At 68.9% G+C, this 17,240-nt stretch carries 21 protein-coding genes and 1 pseudogene; 11 read left to right on the top strand and 11 right to left on the bottom strand.

From position 1 onward, the window contains the following. The 3 genes and pseudogenes from AC31A1_RS13340 to AC31A1_RS13330 form a co-directional block, all read right to left on the bottom strand. Nucleotides 1-346 (bottom strand): annotated as a pseudogene (locus AC31A1_RS13340) (hypothetical protein); the annotation flags it as partial. Between the two features lie 8 nt (nucleotides 347-354). Next, nucleotides 355-609: a MoaD/ThiS family protein gene (locus AC31A1_RS13335; protein WP_489653491.1), complete on the bottom strand. Its 255-nt coding sequence runs from the start codon at nucleotides 607-609 to the stop codon at nucleotides 355-357. Nucleotides 610-664: 55 nt separating this feature from the next. Next, nucleotides 665-1,549 carry an alpha/beta hydrolase gene (locus tag AC31A1_RS13330; RefSeq protein ID WP_489653490.1) on the bottom strand — a complete coding sequence of 295 codons (885 nt, stop codon included), beginning with the start codon at nucleotides 1,547-1,549 and terminating at the stop codon, nucleotides 665-667. Between the two features lie 193 nt (nucleotides 1,550-1,742). Between AC31A1_RS13330 and AC31A1_RS13325 the strand changes: the two genes are divergently transcribed. The 6 genes from AC31A1_RS13325 to AC31A1_RS13300 all read left to right on the top strand — a co-directional run bounded on the left by AC31A1_RS13325 (nucleotide 1,743) and on the right by AC31A1_RS13300 (nucleotide 7,772). Beyond that, nucleotides 1,743-2,543 (top strand): winged helix-turn-helix transcriptional regulator, encoded by an 801-nt coding sequence (locus AC31A1_RS13325; RefSeq protein ID WP_033281324.1) that lies wholly within the window; start codon nucleotides 1,743-1,745, stop codon nucleotides 2,541-2,543. Between the two features lie 118 nt (nucleotides 2,544-2,661). Beyond that, nucleotides 2,662-3,687, top strand: coding sequence for a LacI family DNA-binding transcriptional regulator (locus AC31A1_RS13320; RefSeq protein ID WP_489653489.1), 1,026 nt, complete (start codon nucleotides 2,662-2,664; stop codon nucleotides 3,685-3,687). Nucleotides 3,688-3,895: 208 nt separating this feature from the next. Further along, complete coding sequence (locus AC31A1_RS13315; protein ID WP_489653488.1) at nucleotides 3,896-5,161, top strand: S1C family serine protease; 1,266 nt, start codon at nucleotides 3,896-3,898, stop codon at nucleotides 5,159-5,161. A gap of 40 nt (nucleotides 5,162-5,201) precedes the next feature. Further along, nucleotides 5,202-5,408, top strand: coding sequence for a hypothetical protein (locus AC31A1_RS13310; protein ID WP_033281327.1), 207 nt, complete (start codon nucleotides 5,202-5,204; stop codon nucleotides 5,406-5,408). 145 nt (nucleotides 5,409-5,553) lie between these two features. Continuing rightward, nucleotides 5,554-6,291, top strand: a complete 738-nt coding sequence (locus tag AC31A1_RS13305) for a response regulator transcription factor (RefSeq protein WP_019073726.1) — start codon at nucleotides 5,554-5,556, stop codon at nucleotides 6,289-6,291. Further along, entirely contained in the window at nucleotides 6,288-7,772 is a 1,485-nt protein-coding gene (locus AC31A1_RS13300; RefSeq protein WP_489653487.1) for a sensor histidine kinase, read from the top strand. Before AC31A1_RS13305 ends, AC31A1_RS13300 begins: the two co-directional genes overlap by 4 nt. Before the next feature lie 25 nt (nucleotides 7,773-7,797). Here AC31A1_RS13300 and AC31A1_RS13295 read toward each other — a convergent pair whose 3' ends face one another. From AC31A1_RS13295 to AC31A1_RS13270, 6 genes are all read right to left on the bottom strand, one after another. Further along, nucleotides 7,798-8,967, bottom strand: a complete 1,170-nt coding sequence (locus AC31A1_RS13295; protein ID WP_489653486.1) for a Cmx/CmrA family chloramphenicol efflux MFS transporter — start codon at nucleotides 8,965-8,967, stop codon at nucleotides 7,798-7,800. A gap of 284 nt (nucleotides 8,968-9,251) precedes the next feature. Then, nucleotides 9,252-9,611, bottom strand: coding sequence for a hypothetical protein (locus tag AC31A1_RS13290; RefSeq protein ID WP_328682067.1), 360 nt, complete (start codon nucleotides 9,609-9,611; stop codon nucleotides 9,252-9,254). Further along, nucleotides 9,608-9,955 carry a DUF6247 family protein gene (locus AC31A1_RS13285; protein ID WP_365309186.1) on the bottom strand — a complete coding sequence of 116 codons (348 nt, stop codon included), beginning with the start codon at nucleotides 9,953-9,955 and terminating at the stop codon, nucleotides 9,608-9,610. Before AC31A1_RS13285 ends, AC31A1_RS13290 begins: the two co-directional genes overlap by 4 nt. Nucleotides 9,956-10,103: 148 nt before the next feature. After that, nucleotides 10,104-10,325: a DUF397 domain-containing protein gene (locus tag AC31A1_RS13280; RefSeq protein ID WP_489653485.1), complete on the bottom strand. Its 222-nt coding sequence runs from the start codon at nucleotides 10,323-10,325 to the stop codon at nucleotides 10,104-10,106. Then, the gene (locus AC31A1_RS13275) at nucleotides 10,322-10,531 is read right to left on the bottom strand and encodes a DUF397 domain-containing protein (RefSeq protein ID WP_489653484.1); all 210 of its coding nucleotides are present in this window, start codon (nucleotides 10,529-10,531) and stop codon (nucleotides 10,322-10,324) included. Before AC31A1_RS13275 ends, AC31A1_RS13280 begins: the two co-directional genes overlap by 4 nt. After that, entirely contained in the window at nucleotides 10,528-11,352 is an 825-nt protein-coding gene (locus AC31A1_RS13270; RefSeq protein WP_489653483.1) for a helix-turn-helix domain-containing protein, read from the bottom strand. The genes AC31A1_RS13275 and AC31A1_RS13270 overlap by 4 nt, the downstream gene beginning before the upstream one ends. A 137-nt stretch (nucleotides 11,353-11,489) precedes the next feature. On the opposite strand from AC31A1_RS13270, the gene AC31A1_RS13265 reads away from it, so the two are divergent. The 5 genes from AC31A1_RS13265 (at nucleotide 11,490) to AC31A1_RS13245 (ending at nucleotide 14,216) form a co-directional block, all read left to right on the top strand. After that, entirely contained in the window at nucleotides 11,490-11,678 is a 189-nt protein-coding gene (locus AC31A1_RS13265; protein ID WP_489653482.1) for a hypothetical protein, read from the top strand. Then, complete coding sequence (locus tag AC31A1_RS13260; protein WP_489653481.1) at nucleotides 11,669-12,001, top strand: hypothetical protein; 333 nt, start codon at nucleotides 11,669-11,671, stop codon at nucleotides 11,999-12,001. The genes AC31A1_RS13265 and AC31A1_RS13260 overlap by 10 nt, the downstream gene beginning before the upstream one ends. 68 nt (nucleotides 12,002-12,069) lie before the next feature. After that, a complete protein-coding gene (locus AC31A1_RS13255; protein ID WP_489653480.1) occupies nucleotides 12,070-12,684 on the top strand; it encodes a hypothetical protein in 615 nt (204 codons plus the stop codon). Between the two features lie 33 nt (nucleotides 12,685-12,717). After that, on the top strand, nucleotides 12,718-13,449 hold the full coding sequence (locus AC31A1_RS13250) for a PH domain-containing protein (protein WP_489653479.1): 732 nt from the start codon (nucleotides 12,718-12,720) through the stop codon (nucleotides 13,447-13,449). Nucleotides 13,450-13,493: 44 nt separating this feature from the next. Next, nucleotides 13,494-14,216, top strand: coding sequence for a response regulator transcription factor (locus tag AC31A1_RS13245; RefSeq protein WP_489653478.1), 723 nt, complete (start codon nucleotides 13,494-13,496; stop codon nucleotides 14,214-14,216). A gap of 1 nt (nucleotide 14,217) precedes the next feature. On the opposite strand, the gene AC31A1_RS13240 is transcribed toward AC31A1_RS13245, so the two are convergent. After that, nucleotides 14,218-16,068 (bottom strand): ABC transporter ATP-binding protein, encoded by a 1,851-nt coding sequence (locus AC31A1_RS13240; protein WP_489653477.1) that lies wholly within the window; start codon nucleotides 16,066-16,068, stop codon nucleotides 14,218-14,220. 687 nt (nucleotides 16,069-16,755) lie between these two features. After that, nucleotides 16,756-17,240 (bottom strand): 5'-nucleotidase C-terminal domain-containing protein (locus AC31A1_RS13235; protein ID WP_489653476.1); only part of this gene is annotated, 485 nt, incomplete at its 5' end.

The following is a 17,240-nucleotide window of genomic DNA, read 5'->3' as shown; positions in this document are numbered from 1 at the left end:
GGGCGGGGGGTGCCTGTGCTTCGGGCACCTCGGGTCCGGGCGGCTGGGCGTACGCCTGGGCCTGCGCGTAGGGGTCGTAACTCTGCGGTGCCGCTTGGTAGTTCTGCGGCGGGAAGTACGCCAGGTCGGACGCGGCGGGCGTCGTCCGGTGGACCTGGGTGTCCCAGGTCTGGCCCTGCCACTGCTGAGTGTACTGCTGGTCGGCCTGCGCGTCGTCGTACGCCTGCTGCTGATGCCCAGGCCACGCCTGCGCCTGTGCCTGCTGGGGCTGCTGTTGCTGGGGCTGCTGTTGCTGGGCGTAGGGGTCGTAGCCCTCGCCATAGCCCTCGTACGGCTGGTTGCTCATCGCTTCGCTCATCCTCCTGCGAACGGCGGGAGCACCTCGACCGTGCCGCCCTCGGCCAGCCGTACCGTCTCATGTCCGCGGGTGCCCACGGGGTCACCGTCGACGAGGAACGAGCATCGCAGCAGTACGCGGGCGAGTTCCCCGGGGTGTCGCTCGCGGACGGCGGCGAGGGCGTCGGCGAGGGTGTCCGCGTCGTACGGCTCCTCGGCGATGCCGGCCGCGGCCTTCGCGGCGGCCCAGTAGCGCACCGTGACCTTTGGCATGTGCTCGCTTCCTCGGTAGACCGGTGTCGACGGATCGGGCGTCAACACCGTCAGGCTAGCCGTCCTGTGCATTGCCCCAGCGCCCGATGCGGGCCAGCAGGTCGTCGGCGGCCGCGTGCTCGGCGTGGCCCATGCCCGGCTCCAGCCAGAGTTCGGCCTGGTCACCGGCGGCGTCGGCCAGCATGCGGGGGTGGTCGACGGGGAAGTAGCCGTCGCGGTCGCCGTGCACGATGAGGAGGGGCGTGGGCGCGATGCGCGGGACCGCCTCGACCGGGGAGAGCGGGACCGGGTCCCAACCCCTGTGCTCGATACGGGTGTTGAGGCCGTAGCGGCCGACCAGGCGCCCCTCGGGACGGGTCACCAGCCAGTGCAGCTTCCGCATGGGAGCCGTGCCTCGGTAGTACCAACGGGCCGGCGCACTCACGGAAACCACCGCGTCCGCGTGCGCTTCTGTGCGCCCCTCGCGCCTCTGGCCGTCGGCGTGCGCCTGGGAGCCGTAGAGCGCCGCGTGCCGCAGCACCACCGAACCGCCCATCGAGAAGCCGACGGTGACCACGCGCGCATGCCCCTGTTCGCGCGCCCAGGCGACCGCCGCCGCCAGATCGAGCACCTCGCGGTCGCCGACGGTGGACCGTCCGCCGGAGGCGCCGTGGCCCCGGAAGGAGAAGGTGACCACGGCCCCGTACTGGAGGAACGCCTCGGCAACCCGCCGTACATGTGGCTTGTCCACATCGCCCGTGAAACCGTGCGCCACGACGAACACTGGATCACCGGAAGGTGACCGGGAGGCGTCGTATACGGGCGCCCCCGGTTCGTATACGGAATCGATCGTCACCCCGTCGTCGGTGTGCAGAAACGTCCGCAAAGGTGTACGTCTGATCGTCTCAGAGTTCGGACGAACGGTGGATCGTGCCACATGACCTGCCGTACCAGCGCTCATGTGGGCTATTCTGCTCGACAGAGGACTCGGGCAGCGAAGCCCCCGGGTCCTTTTGTGCTTCCGGGAGCGTTGTATACGAAGCGGTACACCACGGGAAACCACAGGTGGCCGCCGGTGATACAGGGCCCCCGGGACCGCAAACGCTGTGCCGCATGACACACGTCCTCGCAGGGACCGAGGAGGAACCAGACTTATGAGTTCTCTGCTGCTCCTGACCAATGCCCTCCAGCCGTCTACGGAGGTGCTTCCGGCCCTTGGCCTGCTGCTGCACAACGTGCGCGTGGCACCGGCGGAAGGCCCCGCTCTCGTCGACACCCCAGGTGCCGACGTCATCCTGATCGACGGCCGCCGTGACCTGCCTCAGGTGCGCAGCCTGTGTCAGCTCCTCCGGTCCACCGGCCCGGGGTGCCCGCTCATCCTCGTCGTCACCGAGGGCGGCCTCGCGGCCGTCACCGCCGACTGGGGCATCGACGACGTCCTGCTCGACACGGCCGGACCGGCCGAGGTCGAGGCGCGACTGCGCCTGGCCATGGGCCGCCAGCAGATCGTCAACGACGACTCCCCCATGGAGATCCGCAACGGCGACCTCTCCGTGGACGAGGCGACGTACTCCGCCAAGCTCAAGGGCCGGGTCCTCGACCTGACCTTCAAGGAGTTCGAGCTCCTCAAGTACCTCGCCCAGCACCCGGGCCGCGTCTTCACGCGCGCCCAGCTGCTCCAGGAGGTCTGGGGCTACGACTACTTCGGCGGTACGCGCACGGTCGACGTCCACGTACGACGCCTGCGCGCGAAGCTCGGAGTCGAGCACGAGTCGCTGATCGGGACCGTCCGGAACGTCGGTTATCGATTCGTTACCCCGGAGAAGGGTGACCGGGGCGGCGAGGAGGCCAAGCTCAAGGCAAGCGCTGCCATCGCCGACGCAAAGCCGGAGGATGCGGACGGTACGGCCGATTCGGCCGCGCTGGACGCCGCCGAGATCCCGGCCGAGGCGTAAGTGTTACGGGCAGGGCGTCCCTTTTCGGTGTCGCATCCGCGCGGAGATGGTGCGCGGAAGCCGAGAGAAGCTTCGAAACGCCCTGCCCAGAGCGGGTCCATCCGCGTAGACTCCGCGCGTGGCCAAGGTGACTCGGGATGATGTAGCGCGGCTGGCAGGGACGTCGACTGCCGTCGTCAGCTATGTCATCAACAACGGACCCCGGCCGGTTGCCCCGGCCACGCGCGAGCGTGTCCTCGCCGCGATCAAGGAACTGGGGTACCGACCCGACCGGGTGGCCCAGGCCATGGCGTCGCGGCGTACGGACCTCATAGGCCTGATCGTGCCGGACGCGCGCCAGCCCTTCTTCGGGGAGATGGCGCACGCGGTGGAACAGGCCGCGTCCGAGCGCGGAAAGATGGTGCTGGTCGGCAACTCCGACTACATCGCCGAGCGCGAGGTCCACTATCTACGGGCCTTCCTCGGAATGCGGGTCTCCGGACTGATCCTGGTCAGCCACGCGCTGAACGACAACGCCGCCGCAGAGATCGAGGCATGGGACGCCCGGGTCGTCCTCCTCCACGAGCGCCCCGAGGCGATCGACGACGTGGCGGTGGTGACGGACGACCTGGGCGGCGCCCAGCTGGCAGTCCGCCACCTCCTTGACCACGGCTACGCATACGTCGCCTGTATGGGCGGTACGGCGGCGACGCCGGCCGTCGGTGACCCCGTCTCCGACCACGTCGAGGGCTGGCGGCGCGCGATGACCGAGGCCGGCCTGCCGACCGAGGGGCGCCTCTTCGAAGCCCCGTACAACCGCTACGACGCCTACCAGGTCGCCCTGGGCATCCTCTCCGGCCCCCGTCGGCCGCCCGCGATCTTCTGCTCCACCGACGACCAGGCGATCGGCCTGCTGCGGGCCGCGCGCGAGCTGCGCATCGACGTACCGCGCGAGCTGGGTGTCATCGGCTTCGACGACATCAAGGAAGCGGCCCTGGCCGACCCGAAGCTGACAACGATCGCATCGGACCGCCCGGCGATGGCCCGCGCGGCCGTGGACCTCGTCCTCGACGACGGCCTGCGGGTGGCGGGGTCGCGGCGCGAGCGGCTGAAGGTGTTCCCGTCGCGGCTGGTGATACGGCAGTCGTGCGGGTGCGAGGGCTGAGCCGCCCGTAGGGGAGGTCGCCGGGTTCGCTGCGGCGCTCACCGGGTTCACGTCGGCGGTCACGGGGTTTGCTCCGGCGGTCACCGGGTTCGCTGGAATCCCCGAGTTTCCGGGGATCCGGCGTCTTTATATCGGGCATACGAGGTTCTGTCGGGCTTCTCAGCGGGCGCTCAGGTACCTCTCATGATCCCGCGACAGGCTCTGTTCCATGACCGAGAGCTTCCGCCGCAGCGGCGAGTACGAGACCCCCCAGGGCGACCAGCCGCAGGCGTACCCCCAGCAGCAGCACGCCTCTTCTCCCGTGAACCCGGAGTGGCCGCCCCCGCCGGCCTACCAGCCTCCGGCGCAGCAGGCTCATCCCGCCCAGCAGCCGCAGCAGCCGGCCGCACCCGCGTGGCCGGCCCAGACGCCCGCACCCTCGCCCGCCCCGCAGGCCGCCTTCGGCGCCGACGGCGGAGCGTACGGCGGCGGTGACGGCTACGGCGCCGGTGACGGCGGGGCTCTCGCCGCCGACGGCGGCGGCGGTCACGGAGGCGGCGGCGACACCGCTCTCCTCACCCACGTCCAGGGCGAGGCGCCCAAGCCGAAGAAGCGCACCCGGGGTCCGCTCGCGCTGCTCGCCGCCGTGGCGATCGTCGCCGCGGCCGTCGGCGGCGGCACGGCGTACGCCTTCCAGGAGCTGACCGGCAAGGACACCGTCGCCACCTCCAGCACCACCACGGCCGTCGTGCCCTCCAGCAAGAGGGGCGACGTCGCCACGATCGCCGCGACCGTCAGCCCGAGCGTGGTCGAGGTCTCGGCCACCCTCAGCAACGGCTCGTCGACCGGCGCCGGCGTGATCATCACCTCCGGCGGCGAGGTCATCACCAACAACCACGTCATCTCCGGCGCCACGTCGGTCAAGGTCAAGACGAGCGACGGCAAGTCGTACACCGCGAAGGTCGTCGGCACCGACAGCAAGAAGGACCTCGCGCTCCTCAAGCTGGAGAACGCCTCCGGCCTGAAGGCGGCCACCCTCGGCAACTCCGCCGGCGTCCAGATCGGCGACACGGTCGTCGCGATCGGCTCCCCCGAGGGCCTGACCGGCACGGTCACCAGCGGCATCGTCTCCGCCCTGAACCGTGACGTGACCGTCTCGACCGACGAGAGCCAGAGCCAGGGCCAGGGCTCGGGTGGCAGCGGCCAGTGGCCGTTCCAGTTCGGCGGCCAGCAGTTCAACGGCGACACCGGTTCGTCCACGACGACGTACAAGGCGATCCAGACCGACGCGTCCCTCAACCCCGGCAACTCCGGCGGCGCCCTGATCGACGCGAACGGCAACATCATCGGCATCAACTCCGCGATGTACTCGTCCAGTTCGGACTCCTCGTCCTCGTCGTCCGAGGCCGGAAGCATCGGCATCGGCTTCGCCATCCCGATCAACACCGTCAAGGCGGACCTGGCTTCGCTGCGGGCGGGCGGTTCCGACAGCTAGGCAATGCGCCACACGAACCAAGTCACGTAGGGAGTACGTCATGATCAAGCAGGTTTCGCACACGGTGACCGACACCGGAGCGGCCGGTCTCGGCCTGGCCCTCGGGGTGGCGTACGAACTGCACGCACCGGCCGCGCGGGCACCGGAAGTGGCACCCGTCCCGGAGCTGATGGGCCTGCGCACCAGCGCGGCCCGCCCGCACCACCGCAAGGTGCCGCTGAACCGCCTCCAGACGATGCGGGGCTGATCTCATGGAGGATTGAGGGGCGAGGCTGATCTCACCCTTTTTCTCACTTCCTCCCCTCTTCACGCACCGGCCGGGAAACATGCGAGGCTGATTGCGACCAGCCGATCGTTGTTCCCCGTCCCACCGCACCCGAGGAATCCAGCCCATGAGCCCCGCCGAAGGCGACCGTGACACCCAGCGCATCCTGATCGTCGACGACGAGCCGGCGGTACGCGAAGCACTCCAGCGCAGCCTCGCGTTCGAGGGGTACGACACCGAGGTCGCCGTCGACGGCGCGGACGCGCTGGAGAAGGCGACCGCGTACCAGCCCGACCTGGTCGTCCTCGACATCCAGATGCCGCGCATGGACGGCCTGACGGCGGCCCGCCGGATGCGGGGCGCCGGTACGACGACCCCGATCCTGATGCTCACGGCCCGCGACACGGTCGGCGACCGGGTCACCGGCCTCGACGCGGGCGCCGACGACTACCTGGTCAAGCCCTTCGAACTCGACGAACTCTTCGCGCGGGTACGGGCGTTGCTCCGCCGCAGCTCGTACGCGGCGGCCGCGGCAGCCGGTACCGCCCCCGAGGACGACTCCCTCACCTTCGCCGACCTCCGCATGGACCTCGCGACCCGTGAGGTCACCCGCAACGGCCGCCAAGTCGAGCTGACCCGCACGGAGTTCACGCTGCTGGAGATGTTCCTGGCGCATCCCCGCCAGGTCCTCACCCGCGAGCAGATCCTCAAGGCGGTGTGGGGCTTCGACTTCGAGCCGTCCTCCAACTCCCTTGATGTGTACGTGATGTACCTGCGCCGGAAGACGGAGGCCGGGGGCGAGCCTCGGCTTGTGCACACGGTTCGGGGCGTGGGGTATGTGCTGCGGCAGGGTGGGGCGGAGTGAAGAACGTCCTCAACCGGTTCCTGCACCGGCTCCGCACGCTGCCGATCCGGTCACGGCTGGCGATGCTCGTCGCGGCGGCGGTGGCGTTCGGGGTGGCGGCGGTTTCGGTGACCTGTTGGTTCATCGTGCAGGGGAAGTTGTACGAGCAGTTGGACAACGACCTGTCGAAGTCGGCGACGAGGGGGCCGAATCAGTCGCAGCAGGCCCAGGCCCAGGTCCAGGTCCAGATCGCCCTCAGCAACTGCTCGTCGACCCCGCAGGGCGGCAACGGTTTTGTCCGGAACGGCTACTCCCAGGTCGTCACGGAGAAGGGGAGGATTTGCGTCCAGGGCGACTCCACAGGCGTGGTCAAGGTCACCCAGGCCGACAAGAACGTGATCAAGAACGCGAACGAGAACCGGATCTACTACCGCAACGGCACCGACACGGACGGCAACGAGCTGCGCGTGATGACGCGCTTCGTGGCCCCCACCATCACCGCCTCCGGGGCTGCCGGACCCAACGTCGGACTCGTCGTCGCCGTGCCGCTCAAGAGCACCCAGAACACGCTCAACGAACTTGCCCTGATCCTGCTCCTCGTCTCCGGTATCGGAGTAATCGGCGCCGGAGCAGCCGGTCTCGCGGTAGCCCGCGCAGGTCTCCGCCCCGTCGACAAACTCACCGAGGCCGTCGAACACGTGGCCCGCACCGAGGACTTGGCCGTCCGCATCCCCGTGGACGAGGACAGCGACGACGAGATCGCCCGCCTCTCCCGCTCGTTCAACTCGATGACGACCTCCCTCGCCAACTCCCGCGAACTGCAACAACAACTCATCGCGGACGCCGGCCACGAACTCCGCACCCCCCTCACCTCCCTCCGTACGAACGTCGAACTCCTCACCCGCAGCGAGGAGACCGGCCGTCCGATCCCCCCGGCCGACCGCAAGGCGCTGCTCGCCTCGGTGAAGGCGCAGATGACCGAACTGGCGTCCCTGATCGGCGACTTGCAGGAGTTGTCCCGTTCGGAGGGCCAGCGGGGTGAGCGCGTCCAGGTGGTCTCGCTCCAGGACACGGTCGAGGCCGCGCTCCGCCGAGCCCGCCTGCGCGGCCCGGAGTTGACGATCACGGCGGACGTACAGCCGTGGTTCGTCCAGTCGGAGCCCTCCGCGCTGGAGCGCGCGGTGGTCAACATCCTCGACAACGCGGTGAAGTTCAGCCCCGAGGGCGGCACGATCGAGGTCCAGCTCACCCACGGCGTACTCACCGTCCGCGACCACGGCCCCGGCATCCCCGCCGAGGAACTCCCGCACGTCTTCGACCGGTTCTGGCGTTCCCCGTCAGCGCGCGCACTCCCCGGTTCCGGCCTCGGCCTGTCCATCGTCGCCCGCACGGTCGAACAGGCCGGCGGCGAGGTGACCCTGGCGCACGCGCCGGGTGGCGGGACGGTGGCGACGGTACGGATTCCGGGGACGCCTACGGCTCCGCCGCCGGAGACGTCGTAACGAAAGCAGAGCAGTCTCGGTCGGACTATCGTCGGTCGGCCGTGATCATCGTACGAAGAGGGAACATGACGAGCAGTGCTACGGCGATCAGGAGGCCGCTCGACCACAGCGGACCGAGGTCTCCGAGCGCGGTGGTGAGGGTGGTCGCGGCGATGAGTGGTCCTGTGGCGGCGCCGACGTTGAGGGCGGCGGTCGCGTACGAACCGGCCATGGTGGGGGCGCCCGCGGCCTCGTAGAGGACCCGGGTGATCAGTGTGCTGCCCAGCGCGAACGACAGCGCGCCCTGCACGAACACGAGGGCGAGCAGCGCGGCCGGCTGGTCGGCGAGCAGAGCCAGGGCCGGCCAGCCGACCAGCAGCAGCGGTCCTACGACCGCGACGACCAGGCCGGGGCGCCGGTCGGACAGGCGGCCCGCGGCGGTGACCCCGGTGAGGGATCCGAGGCCGAAGAGCACCAGGGTGACGGGGATCCACAGTTCGCTCAGGCCGGCGGTGCCGGTCACGACGGGGGCCAGGTAGGTGAGGCCGGCGAAGGTCGCCGCGTTGACCAGCGCGCCGAGCAGCATCACCAACATCAGCCTCGGCTGCGCGAGTTGGGCGAACTCAACTCGCAGGGACGGTCCGCCGGTCGCCTCCCGCCCCTGCCGCTCCCGTCCCGCCGGGATCCCCTTCAGGACGCCGAGTGCCGCGGGTAGGCAGAGCGCGGCGACGGCCAGGAAGGTGGCCCGCCAGCCGAGCAGGGTGCCGAGTACCGCCCCGCCGGGGACACCGGCGACGGTGGCCACCGTCGTGCCCGATAGCAGTACGGCCAGCGCGCGTCCCTTCCTGTCGGGCGGTACCAGCGTGGTGGCGACCGTCAGAGCGACGGCGAGGAAACCCGCGTTCGCGACGGCGGCGACGATCCGGGTGGCGAACAGGACGGCGAAGCTCGTGGTGAGGGCGCCCACGATGTGAGCCGCCGCGAACGTGAGGACGAACCCGAGCAGGCTGAGCCGCCTGGGCCAGTCGCGGGCGAGCGCGGCGACCACGGGGGCGCCGACAATCATGCCGATCGCGAAGGCCGAAGTGAGCAGGCCCGTTGTTCCGACGGAGACATCGAGGTCGGCTGCGATGTCCGGCAGAAGGCCCGCGAGCATGAACTCCGAGGTGCCCATGGCGAAGACGGCGGTGGCGAGCAGGTACAGCGGAAACGGCATCGAGTGGCTCCGGGGCGAGGAGAGGCATGGGAAGGCGTCTCGTCACCGCGGTCAGCACCCCGACCCACCAGGGCACACACGTCCGGCCGCCTGGAACAACGGGCGGGGGGAGAACGGGGCGGCGGGTCTACGAACTCAGTGGTTGAGGGGGCTGACGGCGTGACCGAAAGCCCCCGACGTGTCCGACTCGGGGCTCGGCATGGCGGGCACGGTACCCGACCGATCCGTGTCGGGGCACCTTGGTTTCACTCACCTGGGAATGAGTGGTGCGACTGACGGGGCCGTTACGGCTCCGCCGGAGGTGCCTCGGGCGATTCGTCCCCCAGCCAGAAAACCTGCTCCACGACGATCTGCGGATCCTCCACGCGTGGCACGAAGGTGTAGATGAGCCAGCCGTTTCCTTGGTCGAAGAAGAACATGCGAGCGCCCTTCGGCTGGCTCGACAGTGCCGGCTCGACGGTCATGCCCTCAGGCAGATCCGCATCGGTTTCGATGCCTCGGAAGTACGGGTCCTTCGCCGTGACCAGTTCGGCTCGCACCGCATCGACGATCTCGCGGATGTGGTCGGGCAGTGCGTCTCGGGCAGCGAGAGCATCGAGCCGCCAGTCCATCTGCCAAGGCGGCCCCATGAACCCGTCGGTCACTCGCCGGGCTCCGTCCGCAAGGCCTGGTGACGAATCTTCGACGCCTCGTCGAGGAGAACCCTGGCCTCGGCGATGTCCGTGGACTCAGCCGCACGGTGTTCCAGGTCGTGCAGGTGAGCGTCCAGCTTCGGATCACGAGCGATCGCGTACTCGATCCACCAGCGGGCCACGAACGCGGGCACCGGACCAAGGTCGTAGGTGTCGGCGATCGCCCACTTCCAGTGCGCGTCGAAGTCGGGGAGGAGCGTGGGCGCATGCTGGGCGATGGCCTTGCGCAGCGCCTTCGGCGTCCGCTCAGGCATCGGAGGGACAACCGACTCGGGTTCCGCAGCGTGAGCAGCCATGACCGATGTCCTCCTTCGACGCGTTGTGTCTACGACCATAACCGGCTCGTTCCTTGCCTCTCAGCTGTTGGTCCCCCGGCCGTACATTCGACCGGAAGATCAACGATGAGGGAGGCGCGGCGGCGGATGTCAGGCCTTTCGACCCGCGTCACCCGAACGTGTGCACGGCCGCCCCGGCTTTGACCCCGTCCACGAACACGGCCCAGGACACGGCGGCGAGGATCAACGGCGGGGAGGTGGGGGTCTTGCTGTCCCGGACAGGGACCACGCCGGTGTAGCCGTCGGCGACCTCGACACAGTCGTTGTCCCCACCTGCGCTGTAGCTCGACTTGCGCCAGACAGCGGAGCTGAGGTTCAGGGTGGATTTCATGCGCCCGCCTGGCCCCGGACCGACTCCACGAACGTGAGCCAGGAGCCGGCCGAGAAAACCAGCGGACTGCTCGACGGGGTCTTGCTGTCCCGAACGGGGACGAGGTCGGTGTAGCCGTCGGCGACCTCGACGCAGTTGTTGTCTCCCCCGTCGCTGTAGCTCGACTTGCGCCAGGCGGCTGTGCTGAGGTCGAGGGTGGACTTCATGATCTGTGTTCCTCCAGTACGTCCCTGATGAACGCGAGCGAGTCCGACGGGGACAACGCGAGATCTCTGAGCCGATCGTAGGACAGTCGGTATCGCAGAACGTCGTCCGGTTCCTCGATCAGTTCGCCTCGGCTGTTGCCCTCCGTGTAGGCAACGGCACTTCCGTCCTGCTGCCACAACAGCGTCACGGTGCCGTTCATGTGGTGGTGGACCCCGACGACGAACGGCAGCACCTGAAGCGCCACGTTGGGCCACATCGCAACGGCCTCAAGACGGAGCAACTGGTCGGCCCAGGTCTTTCCACTCGCAGCAGGGCGCCGGAACGCGAACTCATCCATGATGATGCGCACGTTGGGCTCCGGTTTCTGCTGCAACAGGTACTGCCTGCCCAGCCGTAGCGCCACCTGCTCCTCGACCAGTTCCCCACGACCAGGTGTTGTCTGGGCCCCGGACAACACCTCCCGAGCGAAATCCTCGGTCTGCACCAGTCCAGGTACACCCAGCGCGAACTTCCACATGACCCGCGCCGTCGCCTCCAACTCCATGAACCGCTTGTACTGGTCCTTGAACGCGTCCAGTCGCGCCACCCTCCAGTGACTGACCAGCAGCTCACCAGCCTCGTAATAAACGTCAAGGTCCTCCATCACCGTCACCTTGGACAGCCGCTCCCCCGACTCCAGCCGGCTCAGGTAGCTCTTGTCGTAACCGGTGTCCTCCGCCAACTGCCCGAGAGACTTCCCCGCCTTCTCGCGCAGATACCGGAGCGTCCGTCCCAGTACCGCGCGCCCCGACTCGCCCTCGGCGTCACCCTGTTCGGTCACTTCGCCCCTCCCCGTTGCCTGGGCCCGCAGACAACGCCAACCCTCTTCCGCAGCGTACGCCGCACCGGTGACCATCGAGGCACGAACGGTAATCACCGCTCGTCAGGACACCCGGCAGGACAGAGGAGCGCAACGGGATGAGTGAACGCATCGTGGGAATCTGGGAGTTACTGCTGATGGCACTCGTGCACGCCCTGCTTCCCTCGCAGCGCCGCGCTCGGCGCAAACGGCGACTTCAGCGACAGCGGCGACGTGCCCTCTGGCTCGCCGTGCACGGCATCGATGTCGGGCCCCGCCGTATCCACGGAGTGGTGGTATGCGCATGACCATCCCCAACAACAACATGAGCGTCCCCAACACCACGCTCAGCGAACTGCGGTTGCTCCCCTGGACCACCCCCGACGGCAAGCCCTGTTACCTCAGCGCCGACAGTCACGACAGCCGCCTCTCCCTCCTCGCCGATGACATCGAGGCGTCCCAACTCGACTGCGGGGAACAGGTGTTGGCCGGAGTCAAGGCCGTGCTCAGGGACCCGAAAGCCGGTGAACGAGCCGTGCGTTTCGCGCTCACCAGGGCGTCCGAGTCGCTGGAGGACGTGATCCGGATCGCGGTCAGCCGGGGCGGACGCATCCCGGAGCGCGAACGGTGACACCCCCGTCCTGACGTGCACAGGCTACTGCCATACGATCCCCTCTGCTGCTGACCGGGGGAGGGTCCATGAGCGGGGACAACGGGGACTTCGGCGATGTGCGGGGGATCGAGCGGGAGTACGGACGGCGAAGAACCCTGTCCGTCTCCTGGTGGCAGATCGCCGTCACCGCGGTGATCGGCGGCAACATCGTCCTCCAGCTGACGACGAACCCCTACGCCTCCAGGCGCTGGTACGTGATCGCGCTGGCAGTGATCGTGCTCGCCCGGGTCGTCCCGGCCGTGCTCTATCGGCAGCGGGGGCGCACGATCGTGGGCGTCCAGGGGATCACCGCCCGCGACGCCATCCAGACGAACACCCGGGCCTGGCACGACATCTACGACATCCGGGCCGAGCTGAACACGAACGGCCGTGTCGAGAGAGCCCAGTGGACAACCTACGCCTACGGCAACGACGGGCGCCGGACCCGCCTCCCCTACTTCGACGACTGGCAGCTCCCCGACTTCCACACCGAACTCGCCGACCTGCGTGCCGTATCCGCACTGCACCGAGGCATGGCCTGGGAGCTGCGGCCCGAGACGGAGGACCTGATACGGCGCCGCACGCGGAACAGCAAGCTCTGGGGCGCGGTGTACGTCGCCGCCATCGTCGTCGTGTGCGTGGCGTTCGTGGTCATGGCGTAGTTCTGCGAACAACACAGGCTCTGAGGAGGGTCGATGGGCGGGGACATCGGGCACGACGGCGACGGGCGTGGGGTCGAGCGGGAGTACCGCAGGTGGAGAAAGGCGTCCCGGGGGCGGATCGTCGCCCTGTGGATCGTCATGGGGAACTGTGTGCTTCAGCTGAGCCGCCCCGACGGCATTCCAGTGCCGTACAAACTGCTCGGGCTGGCGCTCATCGCGTTGCTCTCCGTCTGGGCGTTGCTGGCTGCGCGCCGGGGGCTCACCTCCGTCGGCGCCGACGGGATCGCGGTCCGCGGCGCCTATCGCGTGCGCAGGCGGGCCTGGCACGACATCTACGATCTGCGCGTCGAACGCCGTAACACCAAGAAGGCCGACGCCTCCCTGTTGACCTGGCTCTACGACAACGACGGCCGCAGATTGCTCCTTCCCAACGTCGACGACTGGCAACTCCCCGACGTCCGGGCCGAAGTCGAGGAGTTGCGTACCGCCGCCGCACAACACCGGGGGATGGCCTGGGAGTTGCGGCCCGAGGTCGAGGACCGGATCGGGCTGCGCGCGGTGCTTCGCAAGGCCCGGGAGCGAGCGGCCGTCGGGGCCATGCTCGTCTTCTTCGCCGCCATCGGGTACTTGGTGTGGACGGTGTCCGTCGACGACGGTCACCGCCTCTTCGCCTTCCTCCTGCTCCTCTGGGCCCCGCTCGCCGCCTACGCCCTCCTCGTCACGCTCTTCCGCCTGTGCTCCCCCCGAAACCCAGCCCACGCATAACTCCCTGCCAGCCCCAACACAGCCGCCCGTCACACCGTGTTGAGATGGCGCGGAAGATCCTGCTGGCCGACGACGACGTGGACGTACGGGAAGGGCTCGGGCGGCTGCTCAGATTCGAGGGGTACGAGACCGTCCTCGCGGGAGACGGGCGTACCGTCATCGATCTGGTCGGCGTGCCGGAGGATGCCACCGCGCCGGACCTCGTGCTGATGGACGTCACCATGCCCGAGCTGGACGGGCTCGCCGCCACCCGGCGCATCCGGGCCTCCGGGTCCACCGTGCCGATCCTGATGATCACCGGGCGGGACGCGGTCGGCGACCGGATCGTCGCCCTCGACAACGGTGCCGACGACTACCTGAGCAAACCGTTCGCCGTGGAGGAACTCCTCGCTCGGGTACGGGCGTTGCTGCGGCGCGGTGCCCAACACGCCCCGGCGGACGACGTGTTGCCCGAGCTCGAACAGCTCGTCTTCCAGGATCTCGTCCTGGACCTGCGTACCCGTACCGTCACCCGTGACGGACGGCCGCTCGATCTCACGCGGACCGAATTCCTGTTGCTGGAGCACCTGTTGAGGCATCCGGGCGCCGCGCTCACCCGGCCCCAGATTCACCGGCAGGTGTGGGGCTTCGACTTCGAGCCCGCGTCCAACACGCTCGACGTCTACGTCATGTACCTGCGCCGGAAACTGGAGAGCCGCGGCGAACCGCGGCTCATCCACACCGTGCGGGGGCTCGGGTACAGCCTCCGGGCCGCTCCCCCTGTCTGATCTATCTCCTCGGGAACTTCGGAAGCCTCAGGATCATCGTCTCGTCCGGTGCCTGCGGCGGGACCTGGTGCAGGATCATCGTGTCCTCCGAACGATGCCGTCCTGTTCCCATGATCGCCATTTCGGGGAGCGGACCCGCAAGTCGCGCGTACGCGCCGCCCCTTGCCACCAACTCCGCGTGCGTTCCCGTCTCCACCAACCGTCCGCCGTCCACGACGATGATGCGGTCCGCGTCGGGGGCGAGGCTCAGGTCGTGGGTGATCATGATGGTCGTACGGCCGGACATCAGGCGGCGGAGGGGCTGGATCACCTGGCGGGCGGCCACCGAGTCGAGGCCGGCGGTCGGTTCGTCCAGGACCAGGACCGGGGCCTCGCGGAGCATCGCCCGGGCGATCGCGATCCGTTGGAGCTGGCCGCCGGAGAGTGCCGCCGTGCCGGGGGCGATCTGAGTGTCGTAGCCCTGGGGAAGGGATGCAATGAAGTCGTGGGCCGCTGCCGCTCGCGCGGCCCGTTCGATGTCCTCGTCGCTCGCTCCGGGGCGGCCGCACTCGATGTTCTCGCGGACCGTGCCGTTGAGGATGAGGGTCTGCTGGGGCAGCAACGCCACGTTCTCCCGCAGGAATTCGAGGGGTACGTCGCGGAGGGGGACGCCGTCCAGGCAGATCACGCCCGCCGAGGGGTCGTAGAAGCGGGTGAGGAGTTTGGACAGGGTCGACTTGCCCGCTCCGCTCTCGCCCGTGATGATCACCAGCTCGCCCGGGTTCGCCCTGAAGGTGACGTCGTTGACCGAGTCGCGGGCCGCGCCGGGGTAGGCGAAGGTCACGCCGTGGAAGCTGACCCAGCCGTGGACGGGCCAGGCGGGGACGGGTTCGCGGGGATCGCCTACGGACGGGGTGGCGTCCAGGATCTCGTTGATGCGGGCGGCGCCGGCCGTGGCCGCGGTGAGGGTGAGGCCGAGTTGGCCGAGGTTGCGGACCGGGGGGTAGAGGTAGCCGATGAAGGCGGCGAAGGCGAGGAGTGCGCCGAGGGTCATGCGGTCGGCGGAGATCTCCCACACGCCGAGGCCGATCACCGACAGGACGCAGAGCGTCTCTACGACCTCCACGAACTGCTCGTACATCTCGCTGAGCCGGGCACCGCGGACCGATGCCCTCATCCACGCGCGGGCTTCGACGTCCAGGCGCTTCTCCTCGTCCCCGCGACGGTTGTACGCCTGGGTGAGGACCACGTTGCCGAGGGACTCCTCGACGACCGAGGTGATCGCGCCGTCGGCGACCCGTTCGTCCTGCGAGGCCTGCTTGATGCGGCCCGAGAAACGGCGGGCCGCGAAGAGGAACAGGGGGGCGAGGACGAAGGTGGCCAGGGCCAGGTCCCAGCGGAGGTACAGGGCTGCGCAGGCGTAGAACACGGCTGAAAAAGCTGCCGAGATGGTGCCGACCACGCCGGACACGACCATCTGCTCGATGGCCTCGACGTCTCCGGTGAGGCGTTCGACGAGGTCGCCCTGGCGGTGCTTCTGGAAGAAGTGGGGCGGGAGGTCCTGGACATGGCGGAAGACGTTCGCCCGCAGGCGCAGGACGAATCTCTCCGCGGTCCAGGTGGCGAGGGAGTTGCCGAAGTAGCCGACGAGAGCGCCGAGCGCGGCGACGCCGAGCCAGGCCGCGGCCGGGCCCCAGAACTCGGACAGCGAACCGGCCTTGAGGGCGTTGTCCGTGAGCTCCGCGAACAGCAGGATCGCGGCGGTCTCGGCGAGCGCCGACACGATGACGCACGCGATGATCACCGCGAGCCACTTGCGGTCACCGCGGGTCAGCGGCCAGAAACGGCGGAAGGCCTCACGGGCTTCCCTCATGGTCAACAACTCCCTTCAGAGCGTGGGCTGGTCATGGCCGAGGCGGGGCCACCGGAGCGAGTTCGCTCGCTAACCGGTGGCCCCGCCTCAAGGTGTGCCGGGTCAGCCCTTGTGGCCGACGGGGCGCTTCGGGGCGGGCTTCTTCGGCGCCTTCTTCTTGGGGGCCGGGGCGGGCTTGTGGGTCTTCTTGACGGGGACGATCTTGTGGAAGCTCATGACGGGTTCCCTCCCGGTAAGTGCCGCTGTGCTGCGGCTTGTTGTGGGGTACTGCGGGTGGTGCTGCGGGTGCTGCGGGTCTTCTACGGCCGGACCGGAGGCTTACTTGTGGCCGACCGGGCGGCGCTTCGGGGCCGGAGCGGCCTTCTTCTGGGCCTTCTTGGGCGCCGGGGCCGGCTTGTGGGTCTTCTTCACCGGGGCGATCTTGTGGAAGCTCATCGTGCTCTCCTTCGTCTCTTGCGTCTTCTTGTCGTTTGCGCTGTTCGCTTTCGACATGGAAAACACTACTGGACTTCTGACGCAGGAAAAGCCTTTTCCGCTTAGACCTTCCTGAGCAATCCCTGTGGAAGATTCTTATGGACTTTGCGGAACTGAACCCGGTCTTACACAGAATTTAGAACGGGAAAACAGAAGGGGCCCGGCGCCGACCTGCGGCTCCGGGCCCCTCGTCAGAGATGGGTCAGGGATGGGTTACCGCACGATGTTGATCCGGTTCGCCGCCGGGGGCACCAGCGGGCCGGTGGCCGACGAGTTCGCCGTCAGGTAGTCCGCCAGCGCGGCCAGGTCGTCCGTGCCGACCAGGTCACCGGTGCCCTGCCCCAGCGTCGTGAAGCCGTCACCGCCGCCCGCGAGGAAGCTGTTCGTCGCGACGCGGTACGTGGCCGCCGGGTCGACGGCGGAACCGTTGAGCCTGATCGAGTCCGTGACCACCCGGTCCGCGCCCGTCTTCGTCAGGTCCAGCGTGTACGTCAGCCCGGATGACACCTGGAGCACCTTCGACGCCGCCGTGTTCGTGCCGCTCACCTGTTCCTTGAGCACCTGGACCAGCTGCGCGCCGGTGAAGTCCTGGAGGTTCACGGTGTTCGCGAACGGCTGCACCGTGAAGCCCTCGGCGTACGTCACCACACCGTCGCCCTCGGCGCCGGTGGCCTTGTAGGTCAGGCCCGCCCGCACCC

Source organism: Streptomyces sp. P5F9 (assembly GCF_057961495.1).
The sequence above is the reverse complement of the archived record's forward strand: the minus strand, read 5'-3'. Positions and strand labels throughout refer to the sequence as shown.